Source organism: Arthrobacter sp. KNU40 (assembly GCF_051515115.1).
Classification (GTDB): Bacteria; Actinomycetota; Actinomycetes; order Actinomycetales; family Micrococcaceae; genus Arthrobacter.
The window spans coordinates 38,079-62,586 of record NZ_CP195850.1 but is presented as its reverse complement, the minus strand read 5'-3'; the positions used below and the strand labels follow the sequence as shown (position 1 = coordinate 62,586).

The 24,508-nt window shown below is 65.2% G+C and carries 25 protein-coding genes and 1 pseudogene; 8 read left to right on the top strand and 18 right to left on the bottom strand.

What is annotated here, in order from left to right; all coding sequences use genetic code 11:
• Window positions 1–72 precede the first annotated feature (72 nt).
• Entirely contained in the window at window positions 73–678 is a 606-nt protein-coding gene (locus ACSKT0_RS00325) for a malonic semialdehyde reductase (RefSeq protein WP_437772010.1), read from the bottom strand.
• 188 nt (window positions 679–866) lie between these two features.
• Between ACSKT0_RS00325 and ACSKT0_RS00320 the strand changes: the two genes are divergently transcribed.
• Window positions 867–2,153 carry a uracil-xanthine permease family protein gene (locus ACSKT0_RS00320; protein ID WP_437772009.1) on the top strand — a complete coding sequence of 429 codons (1,287 nt, stop codon included), beginning with the start codon at window positions 867–869 and terminating at the stop codon, window positions 2,151–2,153.
• Window positions 2,154–2,229: 76 nt separating this feature from the next.
• Here ACSKT0_RS00320 and ACSKT0_RS00315 read toward each other — a convergent pair whose 3' ends face one another.
• Together ACSKT0_RS00315 and ACSKT0_RS00310 are read right to left on the bottom strand one after the other, a co-directional pair.
• Entirely contained in the window at window positions 2,230–2,694 is a 465-nt protein-coding gene (locus tag ACSKT0_RS00315; RefSeq protein WP_437772008.1) for a GatB/YqeY domain-containing protein, read from the bottom strand.
• 263 nt (window positions 2,695–2,957) lie between these two features.
• The gene (locus ACSKT0_RS00310) at window positions 2,958–4,100 is read right to left on the bottom strand and encodes a glycerate kinase (RefSeq protein ID WP_437772007.1); all 1,143 of its coding nucleotides are present in this window, start codon (window positions 4,098–4,100) and stop codon (window positions 2,958–2,960) included.
• A gap of 132 nt (window positions 4,101–4,232) precedes the next feature.
• Between ACSKT0_RS00310 and ACSKT0_RS00305 the strand changes: the two genes are divergently transcribed.
• Together ACSKT0_RS00305 and ACSKT0_RS00300 are read left to right on the top strand one after the other, a co-directional pair.
• Window positions 4,233–4,583 (top strand): YciI family protein, encoded by a 351-nt coding sequence (locus ACSKT0_RS00305; protein WP_437772006.1) that lies wholly within the window; start codon window positions 4,233–4,235, stop codon window positions 4,581–4,583.
• A gap of 7 nt (window positions 4,584–4,590) precedes the next feature.
• A complete protein-coding gene (locus tag ACSKT0_RS00300; protein WP_437772005.1) occupies window positions 4,591–5,880 on the top strand; it encodes an RNA polymerase sigma factor in 1,290 nt (429 codons plus the stop codon).
• On the opposite strand, the gene ACSKT0_RS00295 is transcribed toward ACSKT0_RS00300, so the two are convergent.
• Entirely contained in the window at window positions 5,822–6,607 is a 786-nt protein-coding gene (locus ACSKT0_RS00295) for a glycerophosphodiester phosphodiesterase family protein (protein ID WP_437772004.1), read from the bottom strand. The two genes, ACSKT0_RS00300 and ACSKT0_RS00295, sit on opposite strands and share 59 nt — an antisense overlap.
• Before the next feature lie 38 nt (window positions 6,608–6,645).
• The gene (locus tag ACSKT0_RS00290; protein ID WP_078107057.1) at window positions 6,646–6,894 is read right to left on the bottom strand and encodes a hypothetical protein; all 249 of its coding nucleotides are present in this window, start codon (window positions 6,892–6,894) and stop codon (window positions 6,646–6,648) included.
• Between the two features lie 206 nt (window positions 6,895–7,100).
• Between ACSKT0_RS00290 and ACSKT0_RS00285 the strand changes: the two are divergent.
• Window positions 7,101–7,262, top strand: a pseudogene (locus ACSKT0_RS00285) (response regulator transcription factor); the annotation flags it as partial.
• 29 nt (window positions 7,263–7,291) lie between these two features.
• Here the strand turns inward: ACSKT0_RS00285 and ACSKT0_RS00280 are convergent.
• The 4 genes from ACSKT0_RS00280 to ACSKT0_RS00265 all read right to left on the bottom strand — a co-directional run bounded on the left by ACSKT0_RS00280 (window position 7,292) and on the right by ACSKT0_RS00265 (window position 10,514).
• Complete coding sequence (locus ACSKT0_RS00280; protein WP_437772003.1) at window positions 7,292–8,101, bottom strand: HAD family hydrolase; 810 nt, start codon at window positions 8,099–8,101, stop codon at window positions 7,292–7,294.
• Window positions 8,102–8,145: 44 nt separating this feature from the next.
• Entirely contained in the window at window positions 8,146–8,670 is a 525-nt protein-coding gene (locus tag ACSKT0_RS00275) for a YbhB/YbcL family Raf kinase inhibitor-like protein (protein WP_437772002.1), read from the bottom strand.
• The gene (locus ACSKT0_RS00270; RefSeq protein WP_437772001.1) at window positions 8,667–9,635 is read right to left on the bottom strand and encodes a carbohydrate kinase family protein; all 969 of its coding nucleotides are present in this window, start codon (window positions 9,633–9,635) and stop codon (window positions 8,667–8,669) included. Before ACSKT0_RS00270 ends, ACSKT0_RS00275 begins: the two co-directional genes overlap by 4 nt.
• Window positions 9,636–9,704: 69 nt before the next feature.
• Window positions 9,705–10,514, bottom strand: coding sequence for an alpha/beta hydrolase (locus ACSKT0_RS00265; RefSeq protein WP_437772000.1), 810 nt, complete (start codon window positions 10,512–10,514; stop codon window positions 9,705–9,707).
• Window positions 10,515–10,666: 152 nt separating this feature from the next.
• Between ACSKT0_RS00265 and ACSKT0_RS00260 the strand changes: the two genes are divergently transcribed.
• Together ACSKT0_RS00260 and ACSKT0_RS00255 are read left to right on the top strand one after the other, a co-directional pair.
• Window positions 10,667–11,770 (top strand): GTP pyrophosphokinase, encoded by a 1,104-nt coding sequence (locus ACSKT0_RS00260; protein WP_059388901.1) that lies wholly within the window; start codon window positions 10,667–10,669, stop codon window positions 11,768–11,770.
• Window positions 11,771–11,776: 6 nt separating this feature from the next.
• Window positions 11,777–13,276, top strand: a complete 1,500-nt coding sequence (locus tag ACSKT0_RS00255; RefSeq protein WP_437771999.1) for a SulP family inorganic anion transporter — start codon at window positions 11,777–11,779, stop codon at window positions 13,274–13,276.
• A gap of 80 nt (window positions 13,277–13,356) precedes the next feature.
• On the opposite strand, the gene ACSKT0_RS00250 is transcribed toward ACSKT0_RS00255, so the two are convergent.
• From ACSKT0_RS00250 to ACSKT0_RS00235, 4 genes are all read right to left on the bottom strand, one after another.
• Entirely contained in the window at window positions 13,357–13,977 is a 621-nt protein-coding gene (locus ACSKT0_RS00250) for a LacI family DNA-binding transcriptional regulator (RefSeq protein ID WP_437771998.1), read from the bottom strand.
• 3 nt (window positions 13,978–13,980) lie between these two features.
• Complete coding sequence (locus ACSKT0_RS00245; protein ID WP_437774108.1) at window positions 13,981–14,715, bottom strand: LysR family transcriptional regulator substrate-binding protein; 735 nt, start codon at window positions 14,713–14,715, stop codon at window positions 13,981–13,983.
• A 69-nt stretch (window positions 14,716–14,784) separates the two neighbouring features.
• A complete protein-coding gene (locus ACSKT0_RS00240) occupies window positions 14,785–15,849 on the bottom strand; it encodes a sulfate/molybdate ABC transporter ATP-binding protein (RefSeq protein ID WP_437771997.1) in 1,065 nt (354 codons plus the stop codon).
• Entirely contained in the window at window positions 15,846–16,649 is an 804-nt protein-coding gene (locus ACSKT0_RS00235) for an ABC transporter permease (RefSeq protein WP_437771996.1), read from the bottom strand. Before ACSKT0_RS00235 ends, ACSKT0_RS00240 begins: the two co-directional genes overlap by 4 nt.
• 133 nt (window positions 16,650–16,782) lie before the next feature.
• Here ACSKT0_RS00235 and ACSKT0_RS00230 point away from each other — a divergent pair, with 133 nt between their 5' ends.
• Window positions 16,783–17,232 (top strand): DUF5997 family protein, encoded by a 450-nt coding sequence (locus ACSKT0_RS00230; protein WP_236813998.1) that lies wholly within the window; start codon window positions 16,783–16,785, stop codon window positions 17,230–17,232.
• Between the two features lie 150 nt (window positions 17,233–17,382).
• Window positions 17,383–18,000, top strand: coding sequence for a hypothetical protein (locus tag ACSKT0_RS00225; RefSeq protein WP_437771995.1), 618 nt, complete (start codon window positions 17,383–17,385; stop codon window positions 17,998–18,000).
• A 46-nt stretch (window positions 18,001–18,046) separates the two neighbouring features.
• On the opposite strand, the gene ACSKT0_RS00220 is transcribed toward ACSKT0_RS00225, so the two are convergent.
• The 5 genes from ACSKT0_RS00220 to ACSKT0_RS00200 all read right to left on the bottom strand — a co-directional run bounded on the left by ACSKT0_RS00220 (window position 18,047) and on the right by ACSKT0_RS00200 (window position 24,426).
• The gene (locus ACSKT0_RS00220) at window positions 18,047–18,733 is read right to left on the bottom strand and encodes a GntR family transcriptional regulator (RefSeq protein WP_437771994.1); all 687 of its coding nucleotides are present in this window, start codon (window positions 18,731–18,733) and stop codon (window positions 18,047–18,049) included.
• Window positions 18,734–18,766: 33 nt separating this feature from the next.
• Window positions 18,767–20,497 (bottom strand): acetyl/propionyl/methylcrotonyl-CoA carboxylase subunit alpha, encoded by a 1,731-nt coding sequence (locus tag ACSKT0_RS00215; protein WP_437771993.1) that lies wholly within the window; start codon window positions 20,495–20,497, stop codon window positions 18,767–18,769.
• Window positions 20,494–22,119 (bottom strand): 5-oxoprolinase/urea amidolyase family protein, encoded by a 1,626-nt coding sequence (locus ACSKT0_RS00210; RefSeq protein ID WP_437771992.1) that lies wholly within the window; start codon window positions 22,117–22,119, stop codon window positions 20,494–20,496. Before ACSKT0_RS00210 ends, ACSKT0_RS00215 begins: the two co-directional genes overlap by 4 nt.
• The gene (locus ACSKT0_RS00205) at window positions 22,116–22,874 is read right to left on the bottom strand and encodes a LamB/YcsF family protein (protein WP_437771991.1); all 759 of its coding nucleotides are present in this window, start codon (window positions 22,872–22,874) and stop codon (window positions 22,116–22,118) included. Before ACSKT0_RS00205 ends, ACSKT0_RS00210 begins: the two co-directional genes overlap by 4 nt.
• A 160-nt stretch (window positions 22,875–23,034) precedes the next feature.
• Window positions 23,035–24,426: a flavin monoamine oxidase family protein gene (locus ACSKT0_RS00200; protein WP_437771990.1), complete on the bottom strand. Its 1,392-nt coding sequence runs from the start codon at window positions 24,424–24,426 to the stop codon at window positions 23,035–23,037.
• Window positions 24,427–24,508 lie beyond the last annotated feature (82 nt).

Here is a 24,508-nt window from a genome sequence, read left to right as displayed (position 1 = left end):
GCCTTAAACGCGAACGCTCGCTCACAAGAGTGAGCGAGCGTCGGCGAAAAGGACGTCAAAAGTGAGCGAGGGTTAGACGGTGCGGACGACGTCCTCGTACGCGAACTTCGGCTTGGCTTCGCCGAAGGCGTCCGGACCCGGCTGGCCAATGTTGACCACGAGGAAGCTCTTCTGGTCGCCGGCCGGGAAGAACTCGGCGTCGATCGCAGCGAAGTCGGCGCCGGTCATGGGGCCGGCGGCGAAGCCGAGGGAGCGGACGGCGAGGATGAAGTAGCCGGCCTGCAGGTGGGCGTTGTTGTTGCCCGTGGTTGCGGTGAACTCGGGGTTGGCGTCGTACATGGCCTTCGGCGCGGAGTAGACCGGGAGGAACTTGTCCCACTGCTCGTGCCAGGCAGTGTCGTAGGAAAGCACGGCGACCAACGGAGCGGAGGCCGTCTTGGCCTTGTTGCCCGGAGAGAGTGTCTCGACGAGCTTGGCGCGGGGCTCGTCCGAACGGACGTACGTGACGCGCAGCGGCTGGGAGTTGAACGCCGTCGGTCCGAACTTGGTCAGTTCGTAGATGGCCTGTGCCTGCTCCTCGGAGACCTCGCCGGCAAAGGAGTTGGCGGTGCGGGCTTCGGCAAAGATGGCGTCTACTGCTGCGGCGTCAATCACTGCTTCTTCGTGTGCGATCGTCATTCGCGTACCTTTCGCTGTGCCCGCAGCCGTGGACGGCCGGGCGCTTATGCTTTCCATGGTTGCAACTTCAACTTCGCCGCGCCTCTTCCCATGAAGGCACGTGACGTTCCACACAGCGGAATCGGCAGGCCGTCCGGGCGGTAAGGTTGCACCCGGACAATCACAACTTTCAGGGAAGGCTCCCGTAGATGAGCATGCTCGGAACCAAATGGAAGCTGCACGGCAACGGCAAGACGATCCGGCCGGGACACGTGGTGGCACCCGAGGAGCGGCTGGCGTGGCCGTTGACCATCGGCGTCGGCATGCAGCACGTCGTCGCAATGTTCGGAGCCACCTTCCTGGTGCCCATCATCACGGGCATGCCACCGGCCACCACACTGCTCTTTTCCGGCATCGGCACCCTGCTGTTCCTGGTCATCACGAAGGGCCGCGTACCCAGCTACCTTGGTTCGAGCTTCGCCTTCATCGCCCCCATCCTGGCGTCCCAACAGCAGTTCGGCGTTCCCGGCGCGCTGGGCGGAGTGGTGCTTGCCGGCGTCGTACTGGCGCTTGTCGGCGCGGTGGTGCAGAAGTTCGGCGCTGAGTGGATCAACCGGACAATGCCGCCTATCGTCACGGGCGCGATCGTCGCCCTGATCGGCCTGAACTTGGCGCCGGCCGCAAAGGCGAACTTCGACAAGGCCCCGGTCACCGCCCTCGTGACGCTGGTGACGATCATCCTGGTGAGCGTCCTCTTCCGCGGCATTCTGGGCCGCCTGAGCATCCTCGTGGGCGTGGTGGTGGGCTACCTCACCGCCATGACGCGCGGCGAGGTGGACTACTCCAAGATGGACTCGGCCTCCTGGATCGGTCTTCCGCACTTCCAGACTCCCGAATTCCACCTCGGGGTCGTGGGCTTGTTCGTACCGGTTGTCTTGGTTCTCGTGGCCGAGAACGTGGGGCACGTGAAGTCCGTGGCGGCGATGACCGGACGAAACCTCGACGACGTCTCCGGCCGCGCGTTGATGGCCGACGGCGTCGCGACTGTCCTCGCCGGATTCGGCGGCGGCTCCGGCACCACGACGTATGCCGAGAACATCGGCGTCATGGCAGCCACGAAGGTCTACTCGACGGCGGCCTACTGGGTTGCCGGCGCCTTTGCCATCCTGCTGAGCTTCTCGCCTAAGTTCGGTGAACTGATTGCCACCGTTCCGCCCGGCGTGCTGGGCGGTGCAGCGACGATGCTCTACGGGATGATCGGCGTTCTGGGCGTGAAGATCTGGGTGCAGAACAAGGTCAACTTCTCCAACCCCATCAACCTGACCACTGCCGCCGTCGCTTTGATTATCGGGATCGCGGATTACACCTGGACCATCGGCGAACTCAAGTTCACCGGCATCGCGCTCGGTTCGGCCGCTGCCTTGGCGGTCTACCACGGCATGAAGGGTCTCGCCCGTTGGCGCGGGACGGTTGCCGAGCCGGAGATGGAACACTAGCCTCTCGAGTTTGTGTACGGATCGTGTCCCCTAAGCGCACGTTTAAAGGACACGATCTGTACAGACTCATTGCCGGCTATGAGAGGCGCGTGCGGACAATCTCGCTGAGCGCCTTACCGTCGAAGCGGCCGCCGACCTTTTCGGTGACCGGCTTCATGACATAACCCATGTGCATAAGGGACAACTCCACGCCGTCGGCCTTGAGCGAGGCGATGACCTCGTCAACGATGGACTCAACTTCCCCTACGGCCAGTGGTTCCGGCAGGTAGGCCTCGATTACCCCGGCGTCCGCGATCTCCGTGGCTGCGCGCTCGGACTCTCCGGCCTCCTCGTAAAGTCGGGCGACCTCGTGATACTGCGAAGCCTCCTTCTGCAACATGGTGGTGATCTGGGCGTCGTCCAGCTGGATCGGCGTCTGGCCGGCTTTCTCACGGGTGTCAATCTCGCTGAGGACGTTGCGCGTGGCGTTCAGGGCGATGCGGTTGCCATCCTTCATATGGCTGACGACGTCTGCGTGCAGCCGCTCTTTCAAGGTGGACATGATGTGCTCCTCGATTCGATGGTGCCGCGCTGGCCGGCTGCCAGCCCGGCGGGCGGTGACGGCGTCCCGGGCGGGGTCGTCGCATCGTAGGTGCATGGCAGAGGTCAGAGCCATGCTTTGTACGTTAATTATCTGCCCGACGACGCCGAGCAGCCCCGCAATCAAACTCTGTGCATGCCCCCTGGCGCTCACGAGTGGGCATATTCGCACTATGTCCACTCCTCGCATCCAACGCGGGGCATGTCCCTTGGTGGACGGGGAGCTTAGGCCCCTTCCAGAACCTGGCTCGTAGCCCATGCCAGGTACTTGGCGGCATTCGCTACGGCGTCCGCGGCATCGGGCACGCCATCCCGACGCTGCGCGACGTCGAGCAGCTGCGCCGCAGCCACCACTCCGTGGCCGGCTAGTTCCTCTGGGGTCACGAGGATCCTGCCGGCCACCACAATCACCGGAATGCCTTGACCGTGCGCCGAATCCGCGAGAGCGATGGGTGCCTTGCCTGTCAGGGACTGCGAGTCCATGGATCCTTCGCCGGTGATCACCAGGTCCGCGCCGTCGAGCTGCTCGGGCAGCCCCGTCAGTCCCGCCACGAGTGCGAACCCGCCTTCCAGCGTCGCTTGGGTGAAGGCCAGGAACGACGCCGGGAATCCGCCAGCCGCCCCGGCTCCCGGAACGTTGACGTCCTGTCCGCCCGCGTCACGCAGCAGGGACGCCCAGTTGCGCAGGCCGGCGTCGAGCAGTTCCACCGCGTCCTGGTCCGCGCCCTTCTGCGGGCCGAAAACATGCGCCGCACCGTCGCTGCCAAAGAGGGGATTCTGGACGTCGACGGCGATCCGGAACCTCACCGCGGTCAGCCTCGGATCGAGACCGGAGACGTCGAGGGACACGACCTCGGCGAGCGAGCCACCGCCGAGCGGAACCACGTTTCCGGCCGCGTCCAGGGGCTTGAGTCCGAGCGCACGCAGCGCGCCGCTGCCGCCGTCGGACATTGCGGAACCGCCGACGCCAAGCACAATCTCGGTGGCTCCGGCGTCGAGGGCGGCGGCGATGAGCTGGCCGCAACCATAGCTGTGGGCACGCAAGGCGTTTTCCGGCGTCGGCTCCATGTGTGCCAGTCCGGACGCCTGCGCAGTTTCGATCACCGCAGTAGCTCCGCCGAATGCATTTTGCCGGATGGCCCACGCGGCGCCCACCGGTTTGAGAATGGGGCCGACGACGGCATTGATCCGCTCTTCGTAGCCCGCCGCCACGGCTGCCTCCAGCGTTCCTTCGCCACCGTCGGCGATGGGAAACTGCGTCACCACCGCATCCGGATAGACGCGCAGTGCCCCTTCGGCCATCGCCGAAGCCGCTTCGGCGGCGGTGAGGGAACCTTTGAACTTGTCCGGGGCAATCAGGATGCGCATGCTCCCATCCTGCCAGCGGGGCTAAGCTTTTCGCAGATTCGTGTGCGGAGATGTCGAAAACAGCCCACGCCGTTCGTATAGAGGGTGAGACGCGGGCAAGGTGCCGGCGCCACATCCGAAGGAGGAACAGTCATGTCACGCTATCTGCTCAGCATCTACCAGCCCGATGGCCCCGCCCCGGAGCCTGAAGTCCTCAACAAAATCATGGCCGATCTTGACGTCCTGAACCAGGAGATGCGCGACGCCGGCGCCTGGGTTTTCACGGGTGGCCTGCACCCGGCCAGCACCTCCACGGTGGTGCGGGTGAACGACGGCGAAGTACTCACGACGGACGGCCCCTTCGCAGAGGCCAAGGAACACGTGGGCGGCCTGTGGGTGATCGAAGCCCCGGACCTGGACGTGGCACTTGTCTGGGGACGAAAAGCCGCCCGAGCCACTACGCTGCCTATCGAGGTCCGGCCGTTCGCGGGCTACCGGGAATAGTTTCCCCATGGTCCATATCTCAGAGATCGGACAAGTATTCCGCGAAGAGTATGGACGCTCCGTGGCTGTCCTGGTCCGCGTTTTGGGCAGCATCGACGCCGCCGAAGACGCTGTCCAGGACGCCTTCGCCGAGGCCGTAGCGCGCTGGCCCGACGCCGGGCTGCCGCCAAGCCCGGCCGGCTGGATCATCACCACCGCCCGCAACCGCGCCATCGACCGGTTCCGCCGCGAGGCCTCCGGCAGGGAGAAACTCGCCCAGGCTGCCCTCCTGCACCGCGATGAACCCCGCGATGAAAGCAGCGATGAACCCGAAGGAATCGAGGTGGACGCCGTGCAAGACGACCAGCTTCGGCTGATCTTTACGTGTTGCCACCCCGCCATCAACCGGGCCGCGCAAGTGGCCCTGACGCTCAAGCTCCTGGGCGGGCTCAGCACCGCCGAAATCGCCCATGCTTTTCTGGTCCCCGAGCCAACCATGGCCCAGCGGCTGGTGCGGGCAAAAGGAAAGATCCGCGACGCCCATATCCCCTACCGGGTACCGACTGGCGCCGAGCTCCCGGAACGGCTGAAGTCGGTGCTTACCGTGGTCTACCTGGTCTTCAACGAGGGTTACACCGCGAGCTCGGGCGCGGGGCTGGTGCGCGAAGGCCTCTGCCACGAGGCCATGCGCCTCGGCCGGCTCATCATGGAACTCATGCCTGATGAGCCCGAAGCCAAAGGGCTCCTGGCCCTCATGCTTCTGCTTAATGCCCGCCGCGTGGCCCGGACGACTCCCGACGGCGGCTTGGTGCTCCTCGCGGACCAGGACCGCAGCCACTGGGACTCCGATTTAATTGCCGAAGGGCAGTTGTTGGTGCGGCAATGCCTGAAGAGGAACCAGCCCGGACCGTACCAATTGCAAGCTGCCATCAACGCGGTGCACAGCGATGCCGCACGGCCAGCGGAAACGGACTGGCGCCAAATCCTCACGCTCTACGAACAACTCCTGGCCATGGAGCCGACGCCGGTGGTCGCTTTGAACAGGGCCATTGCCCTCACGGAGGTGGAAGGACCCGCCGAGGGACTTGCCGCCGTCGACATCCTTGAACTGGACAACTACTATCTTTTCCACGCAGTGCGGGCGGAGCTCCTGAGGCGCCTGGGACGCAACGATGAAGCTGTCGCCGCCTACCGGGAAGCGCAGGGGCGCACGGATAACGACGCCGAGCGAGACTTCCTGGCGGTACGCATCCGGGCGCTCACCACCACTGCCCCCGGCCCAGCAGCACCGACTTCAGACGATCCGCGCGGTCGGTGACCAGACCGTCGACGCCCATGTCCAGCAGCCTGGCCATCTCGGCGGAATCGTTGACCGTCCAGACATGAACCTGCAGCCCAAGCCGATGCGCGCGCCGCAGGAAACCGGGCGTCACTACCGTCAGGGGTCCGTAGCGGACCGGCACCTGGAGGGCATCGACGTCGTGCAGGATCTTCCGGAGCCAGCGCTCAGGAAGAAGCGGTCCCAAAAGAGTAAAGGCGGCGTTGCAGGCGATTCCAGCTGAAGACGCCGTGCGGCGGCGGAGCAGGCGCAGGACCGTCCGACGACGTCGATCGGAGAAGCTCGCGATCAGCACCCGGTCGTGTGCATTGAGTTGGTCGATGACTGCGGCGAGGGGTTTGACGGTATGCCAATCCTTGACGTCGACGTTCAGCCGGGCCTCGGGGAATTCCGTCAGGACGTCTGCCAAGCGGGGAATTGCTTCGCGGCTGCCAATCCGGGCCTTGGCAATCTCGGCAGCGCTAAGACTGGAGATGAGGCCGTGGGAGTCTGTGACGCGGTCCAAGGTGTCGTCGTGGAAAAGGAGCACCACGCCGTCGGCGGTGGTGCGGGCATCGGTTTCAAGGTGCGTGAAGCCAAGCTCAAGCGCGGCCGTGAATGCCGCGCCCGAGTTCTCAAGGCCGTCCGGTGAAAATCCGCGATGCGCGAAGGCAAGCGGAGCGGATAGTCCGTCCGGGCGGCTGAAGAAGGGCAAATGCGGGCTCACACGGGTAGCGTAACCCGGCTGTGCCTCCCGCGAGCCCGTCAGGATTCCTGCGGAACGATCTCCACGCCGTCGCCGCAGTGCACCAGCGTACGGCCGCGGCCGCCGTCGAGGTTTACCCAGACCACGCTATGGTCGCTCGACACGGCGTCCACCTGGCCCGGGTTCTCAAACCCCGGCGCAAGCTTGACGCTCACGCGGTCTCCGCGGCGCAACTGCTTCCAATGTTCGGCCGGCACTGCGCGGCGAACGGGGGCCTCGGGCCACCCCGTCGTCTTTCTCTTGGCCATCATGTCCCCTGTGATCGGCATCGAATACGACAGGAGACTACGGGGAGTAGTTGAACGGCAGTTGGACTGAAGCTGTGTAATGGGTGAGCGCTCCCAACTAACTAGCAATTGTTGTCGTTTAGAGGCCTGAAAACGACATTAACTGTTAGCTAGTTGGGAGCGCCCGGCCGGAAAGTGGGCCTTAGATGATGGCGGCGCGGAGTTGCTTGGCGGCCGGACAGCGCAACCGGGCCATCTCCACCAAGCTGCACATCAGCGAAAACACGGTTAAATTCCATGCCAGGAATATCTTCAGGAAACTTGGAGTGGGCTCACGAACAGAGGCCATTGCCCTGGCGCACAGCCACGGGCTACGTGCGCCGAACTAACGGCCGGTGCACGTGGGCCAAGTACAGGGCTAGACCCGGAGTGACGCGAGCTTCGCTTCGAGGATCTGGGCCACGCCGTCGTCGTCGAAATGGGGGGCTTGCTGGCCGGCTGCGCTGATCGCCTCAGGATGGCCGCTGGCCATCGCGTAACCGTCGCCCGCCCAGCGCAGCATCTCGACGTCGTTGGGCATGTCACCGAAAGCCACCACCTCGGCGGCCTCGATGCCCCGGGATGCCGCATATTCGGCGAGTGTGACGGCTTTGTTGATACCGGGCGCCGACATTTCCAGGAGTGCGGTCCGCGGCGCCGAGTGGGTGGTTTCCACCAGATGCGCGACGGCGGGCTGGACACTTGCCAGGAAATCATCCGGGGTACCTCTGCGCGTCACGGCTAGGAACTTCACGACGGCGTCGTCCGCGGTCAGCGTTTCGTCCAACCATGCGGGGGTGAACTCGGCCAGGAGCTCGCTCGTCTCGTTCTCGATGAACCCAGGCTCGAGATGGAATCCAGTGAGTGTTTCGGCCGCGAACAGTGCGTCGGGCCGGAGCTGCTTGATGATCCGGCGGGCCTCGAGCACGGACTCGATGCTCAAGGCATTGGCCGATATCAGCTTGTCCGCCTCAAGGTCCCACACCACTGCCCCGTTCGAACAGATAACGATGCCGCTGTGGCCGATCTGCTCGCGGAGGGGGTAGAGCCAGCGCGGCGGCCGCCCTGTCACGAACACCACCTCGATGCCCGCGTCGCGGCAGGCATGGAATGCGCGGATGGTGCGGCTGCTGATCTTGCCGTCATGGCCGAGGATGGTGCCGTCAATGTCACTTGCTACGAGCCGCATTATGTCAGTCTACGTGGGACGGTCGACGGCGGGTTTGCCCAAAGCTAGCGCCGTTCGAAGTGGCCCGTGATGACGGCCCGGCCCAGCGTGTGGGCTGCCAGCTTGCGGACGAGCGCTTCCGTGGAGGCGCGGGCGTCGAGACCCAGTGGTTCGACGTCGACCGCGTGCACGGCCACGATGTACCGGTGCGGTCCGTGCCCGGGCGGAGGCGCGGCACCCAGGTAACCGGGGAACCCGGCGTCGTTCTTAAGTTGAACCGCGCCGGCCGGCAAGTGTGAACTGCCCTGAACGCCGGCGCCGGCCGGCAAGGAGTTCGTCCTGGCGGGGATGTTGACCACGGCCCAGTGCCAGTAGCCGCCCGCCCTGGGGGCGTCGGGGTCGAAGACGGTGACGACGTAACCCTTGGTGCCCTCAGGGGCTCCGCTCCAGCTCAACTGTGGGGATTCGTCCTTGCCGCCGGTCACGCCGAAGCGCTTGCTGGTCTGGGCCGGGCTGAGTGCGTCGCCGTCCTTCAGCGAGCCGCTGGTGACATCGAAGGATGGGACATGTGGAAGGTCGGCGTAGCTCATGGCTGCCTTTCGACGCTTGCCTTCGGCTCCGGGACGCCTAGGGCGTTGAGTTCGGCACGGGTCGGCGGGTTCGCGCCAGGCCGGGAGACCGTGATTGCCGCGGCGCGCGCCGCATGGTTGAGGAGTCCTTCGAGCACTTCGGCGGGCATGGCGTGCAGTTCGTCGCGGTTCTGGGCCCCTGCCAGTCCGCGATCAACGATTCCGGAGAGCAGGGCGGCCATGAAGGAATCACCCGCACCCACGGTATCCGCCACTTCTACCTTTGGGGTGTCCACGTGGGCCTCGCCCGCGGCCGTGACACCCCAGGGGCCGTCTGCGCCTCGGGTGACGACCACGACGGCGGGTCCCCCACTGCCGCCGAGACCGAGCCAACGCCGGGCCGATTCCAAGACGTCGACGCCGGGGTAGAGCCACTCGAGGTCCTCGTCGGATGCCTTGACGACGTCTGAAAGCGCCACGAAACGCTCCACCTGGGCGCGCGCATAGTCGCGGTCCTTGATGATGCTGGGCCGGCAGTTGGGATCGAAGCTGACAGTCGCGTTCGGATGGGCATGCTCGACGGCGCCAAGGACATCCGCTGCGCCCGGCTCCAACATAGTGGCAATGGAGCCCGTGTGCAGGAGCGATGTCCCTTGAAGCATGAAGGGGAGGCGCGCAGCGATGCCGGGAAGCTCCCAGGCGAGGTCGAAGGTGTAGCTGGCAGCGCCGTCGTCGTCGATCAGGGCGGTGGCCACGCTGGTGGGACTATCGTCGGGCGGCAGCGGAACCATGACGGAGCTGGAGCGAAGATGGGCCGCGATCGATTCCCCGTAGGCGTCTTTGCCGAAGCGGCCTATGAACTGGACTGCGTGGTCCAGCCTGGCCAGGCCCACGGCGACATTGAGCGGACTTCCGCCCACGTGGGCGTCGACTCCCGAGGAACGCTGGACGACATCAACCAGCGCTTCACCTATGACTGTCAGCATGGGACAACTCTGCCACGCGGATGTGGTGCGCGTCTCGCGATGACAGCCGGTGACTTTTTCAGCAAACCGTCACACCAGCAGCCGCTGCACCAACTCCCGGCACTTCTTGTACGCAACGGCCCTGGGGTCGATCAGGTCGAAGTGGTCGCCGGGCACCTTGAGGAACTGGGCCGCACCCCCGGAAGCCGTGGCTGCGGCAACATAAGCCTCGGACTGGCTGCACGGGACATCCTCGTCCGATGCGGCGTGGACCGCGAAGACCGGAACGGCGATAGGCAGCGACCTCATGGGGTCGGCATAGATATGCCGTTTGGGGTATCTGACCGAGTCGCCACCCATGAGGTTGTCGACGGCGCCGTTGCTCAGGTTGAGCCGCTCGGCGTCGGCCAGGTTCAGCAGGCCGGATTGGCTCACGACGCCGGTCAGGCGCACTGCCGCGCCGTTGTCATGCCGATGGAGCTGCCGGTCGGCGTCCGGGGCGCCGATCTTGGAGAGCTTGTCCCGCCCGGCTGCCCAGACCGCGAGATGGCCGCCTGCGGAGTGTCCCAGCGCCACCACTTTGTTCAGATTGAGTTCATGCTTGCCGGCGATCTCGCCCAGATGGTCGATCCCGTCGAGGATATCTTCGAAGGTATGCGGCCAGCCGCCACCGTTTCCCGCCCTCCGGTATTCAAGGTTCCAGGCGGCTATTCCATGCGCAGCGAGGTCCCTGGCAATCGGCTCACCGAGTTCCGCGCCGTACTGGGAGCGCCAATAGCCTCCGTGGATCACCACTACCACTCCGTCGGGTCGAGTGCGGTGTGGCTGCAGCGAATCTGGTACGAACAGCTCGCCCCATTGGCTGGAGTGCTGACCGTAGTAGTACTTGTGCCGCTTCATCGTGTCCTCCTTTGTGCCGAGCCTATCGCGGAGGAGCGCCGCGGAGGGGGAGCCGTCGTGGTTTGCGCGCGGACACAGGCAAAAGGAGCGCCTGGTAACGCCAGCGGGTCCGGCTCCGCTTCACTGTCGTCCCTCCACCGTAAGCTGGAGGCATGGCTAGCAATTGGGACAGCTTGGATCCTCAGCTGCGCGAATCAGTACAGGCGAACGTTGAGCTTTACGAACGCGTCCGTCCTGCCCTGAAACTCGTCACCCGCGACGTCCTGTTGACCCTGCGGGACATGCTCAAGAACAGCGAGTCCGTGCCCCTCTTCGTCACGGGACGCACCAAGACGGTCGAATCTTTCCGGGAGAAGATTTCCCGCACCGAGGTGCCCCTGGAGGGGGGTCCACGGGTACTGAAGTTCCCGGACCCGTTCCGGACCCTGAACGACATGGTGGGGCTGCGCGTCATCACCAAGCTTCCGGCCGAGAACGCCGCGGTTGCCAACTTGATCAAGCGCCAGCGCCAGCTTTTCGATTGCCGCGGCGACCTTGAGAAGGACATCGGCTCCATCGAGTCCGGCACCTACGGATATTCGAGCCGACACCTTATCCTCCGTACCATCCAGAACGAGTCCGTGAAGGCGTACCAGCAGGTCTTCAATCCGGACATTCCGCCAAACGGCAGCTACTTCTTCGAATGTCAGATCCGTACGGTCTTTGCGCACGCCTGGAGCGAAATCGAACACGACATCCGCTTCAAGGCCGAGGATCCGCGCGCTTGGACGCCGCATTTCGACCGCCAGTTCACCGCCACAGCGGCAATGCTGGAAACCGTCGAGAGCGCCTTCGCCGACCTCCACGAACGCTACGAGGAAGTCCGCGGCTATTGGGATCTCGATGGTGAAGGTTCCATGCCCCTCACGCCCAACCGTGTGCGGGACGTTTGGCGGACGCTGCTTCCGCATGTTGACCGTAAAGTTGATGACGACTGGGGTTGGGCTGCGGAGCTTCTTGCGGCCCACGGACTGAACAAGACCGTGGAACTCGCCGGGCTCCTCAGCGCCAACCGGATCACCGAGGTCCGCAAAGCCCTGGACCACCGTTACTCCCCCGGACCGGACCGCCTCCTGGATGACCTCCTGCTGTGGCAGTACGGCACTGAACACATCGACCTCACCGCTGAGGCGCCCGACGTCGTCCCCCACCCCCGGAGGGACAGCCTCCAGCGGCGTCTCAAGCAGATTGAGCGGTACCGCCTAACCAACAGCTAAGGACCCATGACACCCGAGCAGCTCCAGTCCCTCCGTTTCACCCTGCGCTCGCCCCGCAGGCTCAAGACGGAAGCATTGGCCGGCTTGGTTGTGGCGCTTGCGCTCATTCCAGAGGCCATCGCGTTCTCCGTGATCGCCGGCGTGGATCCACGGATCGGGCTCTTCGCGTCGTTCACCATGGGAGTCACCACCGCGATCGTGGGTGGCCGTCCGGCCATGATTTCCGCGGCCACCGGCGCCGTAGCACTCGTCATTGCCCCGGTCATGAAGGATCACGGGCTCAACTACTTGATTGCCACGGTCATCCTGGCCGGGGTCTTCCAAATCGTCCTGGCGGTCCTGGGTGTCACTCGGCTCATGCGCTTCATTCCTCGTTCGGTGATGATCGGATTCGTGAATGCCTTGGCCATTCTGGTGTTCATGGCCCAGTTGCCCGAGCTGATCGGCGTTCCCTGGATGGTCTACCCGATTGTGGCCGTGGGGTTGCTGATCGTCTTCGGTTTGCCCAGAATCACGACGGCGGTGCCCGCGCCATTGGTGGCGGTCGTCGCCCTCACCATCGTCTCGGCGCTGGCCGGCATCCGCGTCCCCACTGTGCATGACAAGGGCGAACTCCCCAACAGTCTTCCCGGCTTCTTCCTGCCCAACGCGCCTTTGACCTGGGAAACCTTCCAAACGATTGCCCCATTCGCCTTGTCCATGGCGCTCGTGGGCCTCCTGGAGTCCCTCCTGACGGCCAAGCTCGTGGATGACATCACGGATACCCGCTCCAACAAGACCCGGGTCTCATGGGGCCAGGGGATTGCCAACATCGTCACCGGTTTCCTGGGTGGTTTGGGCGGCTGCGCCGTGATTGGGCAGACCATGATCAACGTGAAGGGTTCGGGTGCCCGCACCCGGCTGTCGACGTTCCTGGCCGGCGCGTTCCTGCTGGTGCTGGTGGTAGTCCTCGGGGACGTGGTGGGCATGATTCCCATGGCCGCTTTGGTGGCCGTGATGATCTTCGTTTCCCTCATCACCTTTGACTGGCATTCGATCCGGCCGGCAACGCTCAAGCGACTCCCGAAATCCGAGACCGGCGTCATGCTCGTGACCGTGGCTGTAGTGGTGGCGACGCACAACCTGGCCATCGGAGTCGGGGCCGGCGTGCTCACGGCCATGGTGCTGTTTGCCCGCCGAGTGGCCCACTTCGCCACGGTCGAGCGGAGCGAACTCGGGCTCAACGGCCGGACCGTGGCGAGCTACACGGTGGATGGCGAGTTGTTCTTCGCTTCCTCCAACGACCTCTACACACAGTTCGACTACGCGAAGGATTCCTCGGAGGGAATCGACCACGTGGTCATCGACCTGCACGCTTCGCACATTTGGGATGCCTCCACGGTTGCCGTACTTGATTCCGTTACCGAGAAATACCGCAAGCACGGCCGGGAGGTGGAGCTGATTGGCCTCAACGCGGCCAGCATCCGGATGCGCGAACGGCTGGCAGGCAAGCTCAACGCAAACTAACGTCCCCGGACCCCCAACTGACTCGCATTTGTTGTCGTTATGAGCCGCCAAAACGACAACAACTGCGAGTTAGTTGGGCGCTACGGAGTCTTGAACTCCCAAGGCGCGGCCTTGATGGTTCCCGCGCCAATGGTGCGGCCGGCGAGCCGATCCAGAAGCAGGGTGATGGCGCCTTCGAGGGCTTCCGGTTCCGGAGTCCCACCCGCGGATCCAGGTGCCAGGACATCGAATCCGGCAGGCTGCATGGTGTCCGAAATGATGACTTGTGCTACTCCGCGCCGGGCCAGCTCGCCCACCGTGAGGTCAAGAAGGGTCCCGGGCGGAAGAGCCCCGATGATGGCACCGTCGGCACCGCCGGAGAGCATGAACCGCCGCCACCCTTCGCCGATGAGGATCACGGGCAGGTAGCCGTGCTGGGGCAAAATGCGTGCAGCGGCCGTTGCCAAGGCCCGGTCCCACGGCCATTCCAGGTCGCCGATGGCAATCGCCACGAGGTCGGTCTTGCCGCGGCGCATTCCGCGGGCCGCCTGGTTCGGTACGTAACCCAGTTCCTTGGCCGCGGCCTGGACACGCTCTTGTGTTGCTTCGCTGATCCGGGTGGTCCCACCAAGCCGTCCGGACAAGACATAGGACACCGTGGTGAGGGAGACGCCCGCACTCTTGGCGACGTCCCGGATGGTCGGCTTCGCTCCAAGTCCCATCGCCTAGCGCTTTCCTTTCTTGCGGGAGCCCTTGCCCCGGCCCTTGTCGGGGTTCGGCGCATAGCGCTGAGCCACCGCCGGCTTTTTGGCGCCGGTGCCGCGCCGGTCCGGCTTGGGTGCCTTCTTGGGCTTCTCCTGCTGCGCCGAAGGCTGCCGCGAGCTCTGGGCGGTCCGGCCCCGGACAATGCCGATGAATTCCTCGATGACCTCGCTCGTGGAGTCGCTCGGCCAGGCAAGGGCGATCTGCGTACCTTCGGCCCCGGTCAAGCGCCGCGCCACCGTGTCCTTGACGCTGAAGTGCCGGGCCACGGACATCGGCAGGATCACGAGACCGGCGCCCGAGGCCACCACTTGCATGGCCATCTCCGGCCCGCCCATACCGGCGACATCCAGGAAGTTCTCCTCCACGAGGTCCTCCAGAGCGACCTCTTCGAACACTGAGATTTCGTGACCCTTCGGGGCCACCACCACCGGCTGCTCTTCGTAGAGCGGAATAACGTGGAGTCCATCGCGATCTACGGGCAAGCGCACAAAGCTGAGATCCGCGGAACCATCGCGCAGAACCTCCAGCTGCGCGCCGTCGTCGGACATGAACGAGTGCAGCGGAACATCGGGCATGCGCTCTTCCCAGCGCCGGATCCATTTCCCGGGCGTCACGCCGGCAACGTAAGCGAATGTCAGCCCCTCGGGAGCGCTTGTTTCAGCTTCGGAGGCGTCGGGGGCACCGACGGCGGGCAGGGATTCTTGATCGGATGGCACCAGTTCACAGTACCGCGCGGGCGGTAGCCAACGCAGCGCCGGTCCAGGCTACGCCGCGTAGACCTGGACCGCCGTGGCCTTGACCACGAAGTGGACGCGCGAGCCGGGTTCGAGTCCCAGCTCGGCGGAGGCTGAGGGCGTGATGTCCGCTGCCAAATCGCCGGCCCGGACCCTGATGTGGTCCCCGTGCGGTTCAAGATCGGTGATTGCAACCGGGAACGAGTTGCGCGGGCTTCCGTGGGCGGCGTCCAGGAAGATGGAAACGGCCGACGGCGGGAAGGCCGCGACGCCGGGCTGGCCCGGTTCCGCTTCGTCATCGAGATGTCCCGCGACGTGCAGTCCGGGAAGCTCCTCTGTGGCGAACGTCCTGAGTCCGTCCTCCGTGACCGTGCCCGCCATGAGGTTCACCCCGGCCAGGCCGGCTGCGAACTGGCTACGCGGACGCCGGAACACTTCACGGGTGGCGCCTTCTTCCACAATCCTGCCCTTTTCCATGACGATCACGCGGTCCGCGAGCATGAGGGCATCCAGGACGTCGTGGGTGATGATCAGGGCGCGACGTCCGGACAGCACGCGTTTGAGGAGCCGACGCAGGTGCGGGGCGGCGTGGATGTCCAGCGCGGACATCGGCTCATCGAGGAGCAACAACTCGGGACTGGCCGCCAGCGCGCGGGCCACTGCAACACGCTGGGCTTGTCCCCCGGACAACTGCCCGGGCTTCCGCCCGGCAAACTCCATGACGTCGACTTCGACAAGCCAATGCCGCGCAGTCTCGCGTGATTCCGTCCGGGAGGCGCCGGCGCTGCGCGGGCCGAAAGCCACGTTGTCGAGGACGCTCAGGTGCGGGAAAAGCAACGGTTCCTGGGCCAACAGCGCCGTACCGCGAAGGTGCGGAGGGGTCCATACCCGGCTGCCGCCGTCGAGATTGAAGAGGACCTGGTCCCCCAGTCGGGCAGAGCCGGCGTCCGGCCGCAAGAGCCCCGCCGCAACGGAAAGGAACGTCGACTTTCCGGCACCGTTGGGTCCGAGGATCGCCACGGTCTCCGCCTGTCCGAGGCTCAAGGACACGTCCAGGTTGCGGGCGCGGACGGTGGCGTCGATGTGGAAACTCATGCGGCTGCTTCCGCCGGAATGTCCGCGCGGTGCGGACGCCGGTAAGACAGCCCGACGACGATCACCGCCACCGCGACGAGCACGAGTGAAAGGGCGACGGCAGCGTCTGCGTCGGTCTCTCGCTGGAGGTAGATTTCCAGCGGCAGGGTCCGAGTAACACCTTGCAAGCTCCCTGCGAAAGTCAGCGTGGCCCCGAACTCGCCCAGGCTGCGGGCAAAGGAAAGCACCGCACCGGACGCGAGTCCCGGGAGGACCATAGGTACGGTCACGCGCCGCAGGATGGTGGTAGGGCGGGCGCCGAGCGTCGCGGCAACAGCTTCGTAGCGGTTGCCTGCCGTCCTCAAGGCACCTTCGAGGCTGACCACCAAGAACGGCAGGGCGACGAACGTCTGGGCCAGGACCACCGCCGTCGTCGAAAAGGCGATTTGAATGCCCGCGACCTCAAGGCTCTTCCCCAGAAGCCCCTGCCGCCCGAACGTGTAGAGCAGCGCGATGCCGCCCACCACCGGCGGCAACACCAGGGGCAGGAGGACGAAGGCGCGGAGTAGCCGCTGCCCTCGGAAGGGCCGGCGGGCAAGGACAAGCGCCAAGGGGATGCCCAGGACAACGCAGAGCGCGGTGCTCGCGGCAGAGGTACGAAGGCTGAGCCCCAACGCTGTAATCGAGGACTCGGAGGTCACCAGCGGGATGAATTGCGCCCAATTGACCTTTGCGACCATGGCAGCCAGCGGTAGCAGGACGAACAAACCGCCCAGTACCGCAAGGCCATAGACCCACCGTGGAATCCCGCTGAAGTTCATCAACGCCCGCGGTACGCCGAGGCTTGCGTCACCAGGACTTTCCGGGCGGCCCCGGCGACTCTTATGTGCGGCATGGATTCATCCTAGAACAGCGGCTGTGCCACTTCGCTGCGGTGGCGGATACCCTTGAACCATGACCTCTGCAAACTCCCAGTCCATGAAGCCGGCCACCGTTGCCAAGAAACTTGGCATCTACCTGCCTGCAACACCCCAGGAGTTCCAGGATTCGGAAATCACCCGCGCCGATTTCGCCGAGCTCCAGGCCAACGCGCCGGAGTGGCTCGCCGAGCTCCGCCGGACGGGTCCGCACCCCCGTCCCGTGGTGGCACAGAAGCTGAATATCTCCATCAGCGGCCTCGCCCGCGGCGGAATCACCGAACCTCTGACGACGGCGGAAATCACCGAACTGCTCGAAGCTCCTCCGCAGTGGCTCGTCGTCGAGCGCGCCACGCACGCAGCCGTACGCTCCGAGGCAAAGCGCATCAAGGAAGAAGCTGCCAAAAAGGAAGCTACGAAAGAAGCCAAAACCAACGCCACTGCCAAGCGGGACGCGCCCAAGGCTTCCAAGCGGGACCACGCTTAAGCTCCAACCGGACTTGCCGAGCAAGGCAGGACACCCCGGACAGGGTGTCCTGCCTTGCTGCTTTTAAGCGCGATTCGGGCTCTCGCCTCCGCGTCTTCCTCGGCGCATACTGATTTCAAAGGGGTGCGCATTCGCGTGGAGGTGGTCCGATTGCCCGCCACAACTGGAATCCAGCTGCCGGTCTGGGAGATCGGGCTGTGGGCAATTTTGCTCATGTGCGCGGTGGCCTTCACCGTCAACACCGTCCGCAAAGGGGTCATCCATGGAGCCCCCGACGGCGGCCGCCCCGCCTTGCAGGGGCCCCTCGGCCACCGTGATCGGGACCTCGTCAAAGAGCCGGACGCCACCTTCTGGAACATCTTCGCCGGACTCGTGGTGATTGTCCCCGCAGTCGTCATTCCCGCCTTGGCCTCGCCCGCCGTCGGGCTCTCGATGCTTTTCCTTGGCATGGGTTCGGGCGTTGCGGCATTTGCCGTCGGCCGGAAACTGGAGCAAAAGCGACAAAGCCGCAGCGGCTTCACGGAAGCGGCGACCCGTCACGATGCCCTCCTGGCCCGCTGGCAAAGATATGAACTGGATCCCGCCAAGGGCATCGACTTCCCCGGAATGAGCGACGTCAACGTTCCGCAGACCGCGGCCTTGGTGCGCGCGCTGCAGGAAGCCCAACGCTGCCGCCCGACAGCGGGGACGGACTATGCCCGCGCCGTCGAGCAGTTGGATGTTGCGATGGCCGAAGCCGAAGCGGCGGCGGGCGTTTCTGCTCCATAGCTGGCTCACGCCTTGCGTGGTCGCATTGTGTGGTGGCGCAGGCGCCTTACGGAACAGCCCCGATGTGCACCAGGAGTTCGTGCTCGGCACCGTCGAGGTAGCGGCGCAATTCGGCAGCAGCCTCTTCACGCTGTCCGCTACGGATCTGGGCAACCAAAGCGGCGTTCCGTTCCACGTAGTGGCCGTGGAAGTCGGGAGTGGTGGCCATGGCGTGGAAGACCAATCGCATCTCGGCCAGCACCTTCTCCATCAATGCGTCCAGGGAGGCACTTCCGGACAACGACACCAAGGCCTTGTGCAGCTCCTGGTTGGCATCCGCCATGCCGGCCACGGATCCCTCGGCAAGGGCGGTCCGGGCTTTGTCGACGATGACGTCCATAGCGTCCAGGGCTCCCGACGGGACGTCGCCCCACAACACCGCAGCCGGCTCGATCAGGCGGCGCACCCGGTAGATTTCGCGGACGTCGTCTGCTCCGGGGGCTGCCACGAACACGCCGCGGTTGGGAATCCGCTGGACCACGGATTCACCCGCGAGCACTGTAAAGGCCTCCCGCAGGGTGTTCCGGGAAACGCCGAGCGCCTCGGACAAAGCCTGCTCGGAGAGCTTCGTGCCGGGCGGCAACAAGCCATCGGAGATGCGCTGGCGAAGCTGGGCGGCAACCCACGCTCCAGTGTGGGCGTGGGTTGCGTGGCCGGCGTCGGCGATTCCTTGAAGCGCAGCGTTCATGGGCATGCCCTAAATCTACCGAACGGCGACCGGGCAAGCTCAGCCGATGCTCGCGAGCACCTCCCCGCGCCCGACCGCGGTGCCCGGCCCGTGCGGACCACGCGCCACGGTGCCGGAACGGTGGGCAGGGACGGTGGTTTCCATCTTCATCGCCTCCAACACGGCCACGGGCTGTCCGACTTCGACGACCGCACCGTCCTCAACCAGCCACTTCACCAGCGAGCCGGACATCGGCGATGCCAGACCGGATTCGTCGGCCACCGGAGCCGAAACAGCAGCGACGGAACCGCCACCTCCGCTCATCAGCGCTTCGAACAAGCGAAGGGGGAGCCCAAGCTGCACCGCCTTGCCGTCCAGTTCCACCGTGAACGTGCTGCGTTCGGAGCCGGGGGCCACGCGGGCGATCTCGGGAGACGCGGCCAACTCCTCGGCGAACTCGGTCTCGATCCACGTCGTGTACACGCCGAGCTTGTCCTCCGAGGTGAAGGCCCCGTGGCGGACCACCGCCCGGTGGAAGGGAAGCACGGTGGGCAAACCCTTGATCTGCATCTCGTCCAGGGCGGCCCGGGCGCGGCGCAGGGCCTGCTGCCGGTCCTCGCCCCGGACGATCAGCTTGGCCAGGAGGGAATCATATTCTCCGGGAACCACCGAGCCGGAGCGAACCCCGGAGTCCACGCGGATACCAGGACCGGTGGGTGCTTCGAAGACCTCCACCGTGCCGGGCCCCGGCAGGAAGCCGCGCGCGGGATCCTCGGCGTTGAGACGGAACTCGAAGGCGTGTCCTTTGGGCTCAGGGTCTTCCACCAGGGAAAGCCTGCCGCCAGCGGCAATCCGGAATTGTTCGCGGACCAGGTCCACCCCGGACGTTTCTTCGGTGACGGGATGCTCTACCTGCAGGCGTGTGTTGACCTCCAGGAAGGAGATGGTGCCATCCACGGCCACGAGGTATTCCACGGTCCCGGCACCGTAGTATCCGGCCTCGCGGCAAATGGCCTTGGCCGATTCGTGGATGAGCATGCGCTGTTCAGGGCTCAGGAAGGGTGCGGGGGCCTCCTCCACAAGCTTCTGGTTGCGGCGCTGCAGCGAGCAATCGCGGGTTCCCAGAACCACCACGTTGCCGTGCATATCCGCCAGGATCTGAGCCTCGACGTGCCGTGGCTGGTCCAGGAAGCGTTCCACGAAGCATTCGTCGCGTCCGAAGGCCGCCTTGGATTCACGCACGGCCGATTCGAACGCGTCCTCGATGTCCTCCAGGCGCCGCGCAATCTTGAGCCCGCGTCCGCCGCCGCCGAAAGCAGCCTTGATCGCCACCGGCATTCCGTATTCCAAGGCAAATGCAAGTACTTCAGCGGCGTTGGCCACCGGACCGTCGCTGCCAGGAACGAGCGGAGCCCCCGCGCGGACGGCAATCTCGCGGGCGACCACCTTGTTTCCCAGCTCCCGTATGGACTGCGGTGCCGGGCCGATCCAGGTGAGGCCGGCGTCGATCACGGCTTGAGCGAAATCCGCGTTCTCCGAGAGGAACCCATATCCGGGGTGTACGGCGTCGGCACCGGAGCGGCGCGCGACGTCGATCAGCTTGGCGATGTCCAAGTATGTCTCCGCGCCGGTGGAACCGCCCAGTGCGTAGGCCTCGCCGGCAAACCGCACGTGGAGGGAATCGGCGTCGGGATCCGAATACACGGCGACAGACTCCAAGCCCTCGTCCGAGCAGGCACGGGCAATCCGCACGGCGATCTCGCCGCGGTTGGCGATCAGGACCTTCTTCATGGCTGGTTTCCTTCGGTGACAGCGCCGGTAGCGGCAGATTCAAGTGGTTCAAGGGTTGCGGGGTCCACGATCCTGAACCGCACGCTGTGGCCGGGCGGCAATTGCGCCGCCGTCGGCAGGTCTTCGGGTACGACGACGGCAATCACCGGATACCCGCCGGTCACCGGGTGGTCGGCCAGGAACAGGACCGGGTGTCCGCTGGGTGGCACTTGGAGTGCGCCGGCAACGGCACCTTCGCTGGGGAGCTCGCCGGCGCCGCGGTCGGGGTTTCGTTCGAGCGCACGGTTGCTTCCGGGCCTGAGCCGGACACCGATCCTGTTCGACTGTTCGGTGGTGATCCAGTCCTCCCCCGTAAGCGTCTCCAGGGCGCGGGAATCGAACCAGTCGTCCCGAGGGCCTAAGGTGATCCGGAGTTCCGCGGAGCCCTTTCCCAGACGGAGCGTGGATTCCTCGGGAGCGCCGACCATCTGGAACATAGGCGCTTTCCCTACGGGGAGGCGGGTCCCGGCCGACAACGGCGAGGGACCGATTCCGGACATCGAGTCGCTTGAGCGACTGCCGAGCACCGGATGCACATCAATTCCGCCGCGGACGGCAAGGTAACTGCGGGCCCCGAGCGTAGGCTCTCCCAGGCTGAGGGTTTCGCCGTCCAGGAGAACGAAGGGCGCGCACATCGCCGCGCGGCGGGCCGGAGTCCCCGACGCATCGCGGGTTTCCAAGGGCACCACCGCTCCGGCAACAGCGATCACCTGGTCGCCGACGGCCCGGACCGAGAGTCCGCCCAGCACCGTTTCCACAACCGCCGCACCGGGTTCGTTGCCCACCAAGCGGTTGGCCTGGCGCATCGACTGCTGGTCCGCAGCGCCCGCGGCTGAAACTCCCAGATCTCCCAGTCCCGGGCGGCCGAGGTCCTGGACCAGCGATTGCAGTCCGGGTGAGTCCACCACCAGCGCGGGTCCGGTCACTTCGCGGACCGCGTGCCCAGTTGGAGTCAGCGCAACGGCCTCGCGGACGGCAACATACCGGACAGTGTCTCCCGGTCGAACAAGCGCCGGTGACTCGCGCCCGAGATCCCAGAGGACCGCCGTCGTACGCCCAATCAGCTGCCAGCCGCCCGGGGATTGCCGCGGGTAAACGGCGGAAAACGTTCCGCCGAGCGCCACGGAACCGGCCGGAACGGCGGTGCGTGGCGAGCTCCGGCGCGGAACGTCGAGGGTGTGGTTCTCGCCGAGCAAATACGTGAAGCCCGGGGCGAAACCGCCGAAAGCCGCGGTCCAGAGCTGTCCAGTGTGCGCGGCCACGACGCCGTCCCGGCCCAGACCGGTGAGGATGCCCACCTCGGCGAGGTCCTCGCCGTCGTACACCACTTCGATGGTGACGTCGCGGGAACTGTCGCGTGGCACCGTTCCCAGGTCGACATGCCCGACGGCGGTGCGTGCCGCGAGTGCCTCGGCATGCGTGCCGAACTTGAGAAGTACGGTGGCTGCCGCGGCGACCGCATCGAGCTGGCCGGGCAGGGGCTCGGCAAGCAAGCTGGAATGAAACGCCAGCACGGAAGGGAGGTCGGAAAGTTCCACCAGCAGGGCGCGCGGGCCCGCCCATCGTATTCCCGTAAGGCTCACGCGAAGCTCCGTACGGTGACGCCCGCTGCCTCGAGTCCTTCACGGACGGCGGCTGCCATGGCCACGGCGCCGGGAGTGTCTCCGTGTACGCAGATGCTTTCGGCGTGGACGTTAAGCACAGAACCGTCGCGGGCCACGATTTTGCCCTGCGTTGCCAGGCGGACCATGTTCTCGGTGATGGCAGCGTGATCGTGGAGCACCGCGCCTTCTTCGCGGCGCGACACGAGGGTACCGTCCGCGTTGTAGGCCCGGTCGGCGAATGCCTCGGCTACTCCGCGGAGCCCCTTCGCTTCGGCTTTGGCGAGTGCGACGGAGCCCGGCAGGAGAAGCAGCGGGAGTCCGGGACTGAAGGCATGGACGGCGTCGGCCACTGCTTGGGCATGGACTTCGTGGTGGACGATCGCGTTGTAGAGGGCGCCGTGTGGTTTGACGTACTTGATCTCAGAACCGGCCGCGTGGGCCAAAGCTTGGAGTGCGCCGAGTTGGTACAGAACGTCGTCGGCCAGTTCCGTGGCGGAGCAGTCCAGGAATCGTCGGCCGAAACCCGCGAGGTCCCGATAACCCACGTGGGCACCGATGGTCACCCCGGCAGCGACGGCCTCGCGGCAGGTGCTGGCGATAGTGCTGGGATCTCCGGCGTGGAATCCGCAGGCGACGTTGGCACTCGACACGTAACGGAAGACTGCGGCGTCGTCGCCCATGATCCAGTTGCCGAACGATTCTCCGACGTCGCTGTTGAGGTCAATAAAAGGCATTGTGATCCCCGTCTCAGGTTGAATACCTCACTATCATGCCTGAAACATCAAGATTGTTCAACAATCTTGCCCATGGGCCCGGTTGCCCTGATTCCAAGAGTGAGGTCTCGTCCCTTTCAACGAGCGAAAGAGCCGAGACCTCACGTTTGGATTGGATCGACTACGCCACCGGTACCGCAGCGACGCGGTTGTTGGCGGTGACGATCCTGGCGGCCGTTGCCTGGCCCATCCGGACTGCTCCGTCAACGTGCTGATAGCCTTCCGCAGCCAGATCGGAGGAGGACCAGTAGATGGGTCCGACGTTGGCGTGCTGGTCCTTGCCGTAGCGGTGCAGGCCACCCAGGTCATAGCTGGCCGCATAGGCTCCGCGGGTCCATTCCTCGGAACCCCAGTCGGATTCGTAGTAGACCTCGGCATCCAGGGCCTTCTCGCCCAGGAAGCTCGCAATGGACTCAAGGACCTTCTTCTTGCGGTCCTCGGCGCTGAGCTCGAAGACGGCGTCTGCCTTTTCGTCCGAAATGAAGCCCACCAAGGTGCCGCGCGTGTCCCCGTGGTTGGTGTTGTCGTAGACCTCCTGGACCAGGGCGTCGGCGCCGAAGCCCGTGCCGGACAGTCCGTCTTCGCGCCAGAACGGCGTGCTGTAGACAGCGTGCACCTTGATGACGAGGCCCAGGGACTGGTGCTGGTGCATCTGATGCTGGCGGCGCGGCAGCGGCGGGTTGTAGGACACGCGGGAGTACAGGTTCGGCGGGACGGCCATGATGACGAATCGCGCGTTGACGGTTGCACGCTCGGACTCGACGGTGACGCGATGGCCTTCACCGGCCGGCTCCCAATTGATGGTGCGGACCGGGCTGTTAAGTACGACGTCGTCACCCAATTCCGCGGCTATCAACAGGGAGACCTGCTGCATGCCGCCAATAACCCTCTTGTCCAGGATGAAGTCTTCGTCCGTCAGGTTGGAGAAGGAACCTGCCGAAGCCGCCATCAGCACTGCTTGCAGCGCAGAGAAGGCATGGGCCGGCTTGGTCAGCATTCCACCGGCGATGAAGAGGCCGATGTTGTTGCAGGCTTCCTCGTCCGTGGAGTTCTGGCGCAACCAGTGGTGGAAGGATATGGTGTCCAGTTCGCGGGACTTGGGGTGGGCCCAAGGCTCCTCCGGGCCGATCTCGGCAGCGAGGCCGTCCAGGATGGAAATGAGCTTGTCCATCTCGGCTGCAGTGGTTTCGCTGACCGGGAAGGAAGCCCCGGTGTAGCGGGTGCGGCTGCCGTCCGGCGCGAGGTAGACAGATTCGCCGTCGCGGTAGCGGGAGTACATCGTGAGGCCCAGTTCGTCCAGGAGCCCCATGAGGGCGGTCTGGTCCGGGGACACCCACTGTCCGCCGATTTCCAGCATGGCCCCGTCAATGGTGTCGGTCCATGTGCGCCCACCGACGCGGTCGCGTGCTTCGAGTACGGCAACGCTGAGTCCGGCCTTCTTCAATTCGCGGGCGGCCGTCAACCCCGACGGACCGGCACCGACAATTACAACGTCGCGATCAAGATTCAACATGATGTCCTTTCTGTGGCCGTCCCCGTTGGCTGACCAATAAATGAATGACGTTCATTTATCTCAACTGTAGCTGGCTTGGCTC

Excerpts from the sequence above, each read along its gene's own strand:
- ACSKT0_RS00325 (WP_437772010.1), bottom strand. The coding sequence starts at position 678 with ATGACGATCGCACACGAAGAAGCAGTGATTGACGCCGCAGCAGTAGAC.
- ACSKT0_RS00320 (WP_437772009.1), top strand. The coding sequence starts at position 867 with ATGAGCATGCTCGGAACCAAATGGAAGCTGCACGGCAACGGCAAGACG.
- ACSKT0_RS00315 (WP_437772008.1), bottom strand. The coding sequence starts at position 2,694 with ATGTCCACCTTGAAAGAGCGGCTGCACGCAGACGTCGTCAGCCATATG.
- ACSKT0_RS00310 (WP_437772007.1), bottom strand. The coding sequence starts at position 4,100 with ATGCGCATCCTGATTGCCCCGGACAAGTTCAAAGGTTCCCTCACCGCC.
- ACSKT0_RS00305 (WP_437772006.1), top strand. The coding sequence starts at position 4,233 with ATGTCACGCTATCTGCTCAGCATCTACCAGCCCGATGGCCCCGCCCCG.
- ACSKT0_RS00300 (WP_437772005.1), top strand. The coding sequence starts at position 4,591 with ATGGTCCATATCTCAGAGATCGGACAAGTATTCCGCGAAGAGTATGGA.
- ACSKT0_RS00290 (WP_078107057.1), bottom strand. The coding sequence starts at position 6,894 with ATGGCCAAGAGAAAGACGACGGGGTGGCCCGAGGCCCCCGTTCGCCGC.
- ACSKT0_RS00280 (WP_437772003.1), bottom strand. The coding sequence starts at position 8,101 with ATGCGGCTCGTAGCAAGTGACATTGACGGCACCATCCTCGGCCATGAC.
- ACSKT0_RS00275 (WP_437772002.1), bottom strand. The coding sequence starts at position 8,670 with ATGAGCTACGCCGACCTTCCACATGTCCCATCCTTCGATGTCACCAGC.
- ACSKT0_RS00270 (WP_437772001.1), bottom strand. The coding sequence starts at position 9,635 with ATGCTGACAGTCATAGGTGAAGCGCTGGTTGATGTCGTCCAGCGTTCC.
- ACSKT0_RS00265 (WP_437772000.1), bottom strand. The coding sequence starts at position 10,514 with ATGAAGCGGCACAAGTACTACTACGGTCAGCACTCCAGCCAATGGGGC.
- ACSKT0_RS00260 (WP_059388901.1), top strand. The coding sequence starts at position 10,667 with ATGGCTAGCAATTGGGACAGCTTGGATCCTCAGCTGCGCGAATCAGTA.
- ACSKT0_RS00255 (WP_437771999.1), top strand. The coding sequence starts at position 11,777 with ATGACACCCGAGCAGCTCCAGTCCCTCCGTTTCACCCTGCGCTCGCCC.
- ACSKT0_RS00250 (WP_437771998.1), bottom strand. The coding sequence starts at position 13,977 with ATGGGACTTGGAGCGAAGCCGACCATCCGGGACGTCGCCAAGAGTGCG.
- ACSKT0_RS00240 (WP_437771997.1), bottom strand. The coding sequence starts at position 15,849 with ATGAGTTTCCACATCGACGCCACCGTCCGCGCCCGCAACCTGGACGTG.
- ACSKT0_RS00235 (WP_437771996.1), bottom strand. The coding sequence starts at position 16,649 with ATGAACTTCAGCGGGATTCCACGGTGGGTCTATGGCCTTGCGGTACTG.
- ACSKT0_RS00230 (WP_236813998.1), top strand. The coding sequence starts at position 16,783 with ATGACCTCTGCAAACTCCCAGTCCATGAAGCCGGCCACCGTTGCCAAG.
- ACSKT0_RS00220 (WP_437771994.1), bottom strand. The coding sequence starts at position 18,733 with ATGCCCATGAACGCTGCGCTTCAAGGAATCGCCGACGCCGGCCACGCA.
- ACSKT0_RS00215 (WP_437771993.1), bottom strand. The coding sequence starts at position 20,497 with ATGAAGAAGGTCCTGATCGCCAACCGCGGCGAGATCGCCGTGCGGATT.
- ACSKT0_RS00205 (WP_437771991.1), bottom strand. The coding sequence starts at position 22,874 with ATGCCTTTTATTGACCTCAACAGCGACGTCGGAGAATCGTTCGGCAAC.
- ACSKT0_RS00200 (WP_437771990.1), bottom strand. The coding sequence starts at position 24,426 with ATGTTGAATCTTGATCGCGACGTTGTAATTGTCGGTGCCGGTCCGTCG.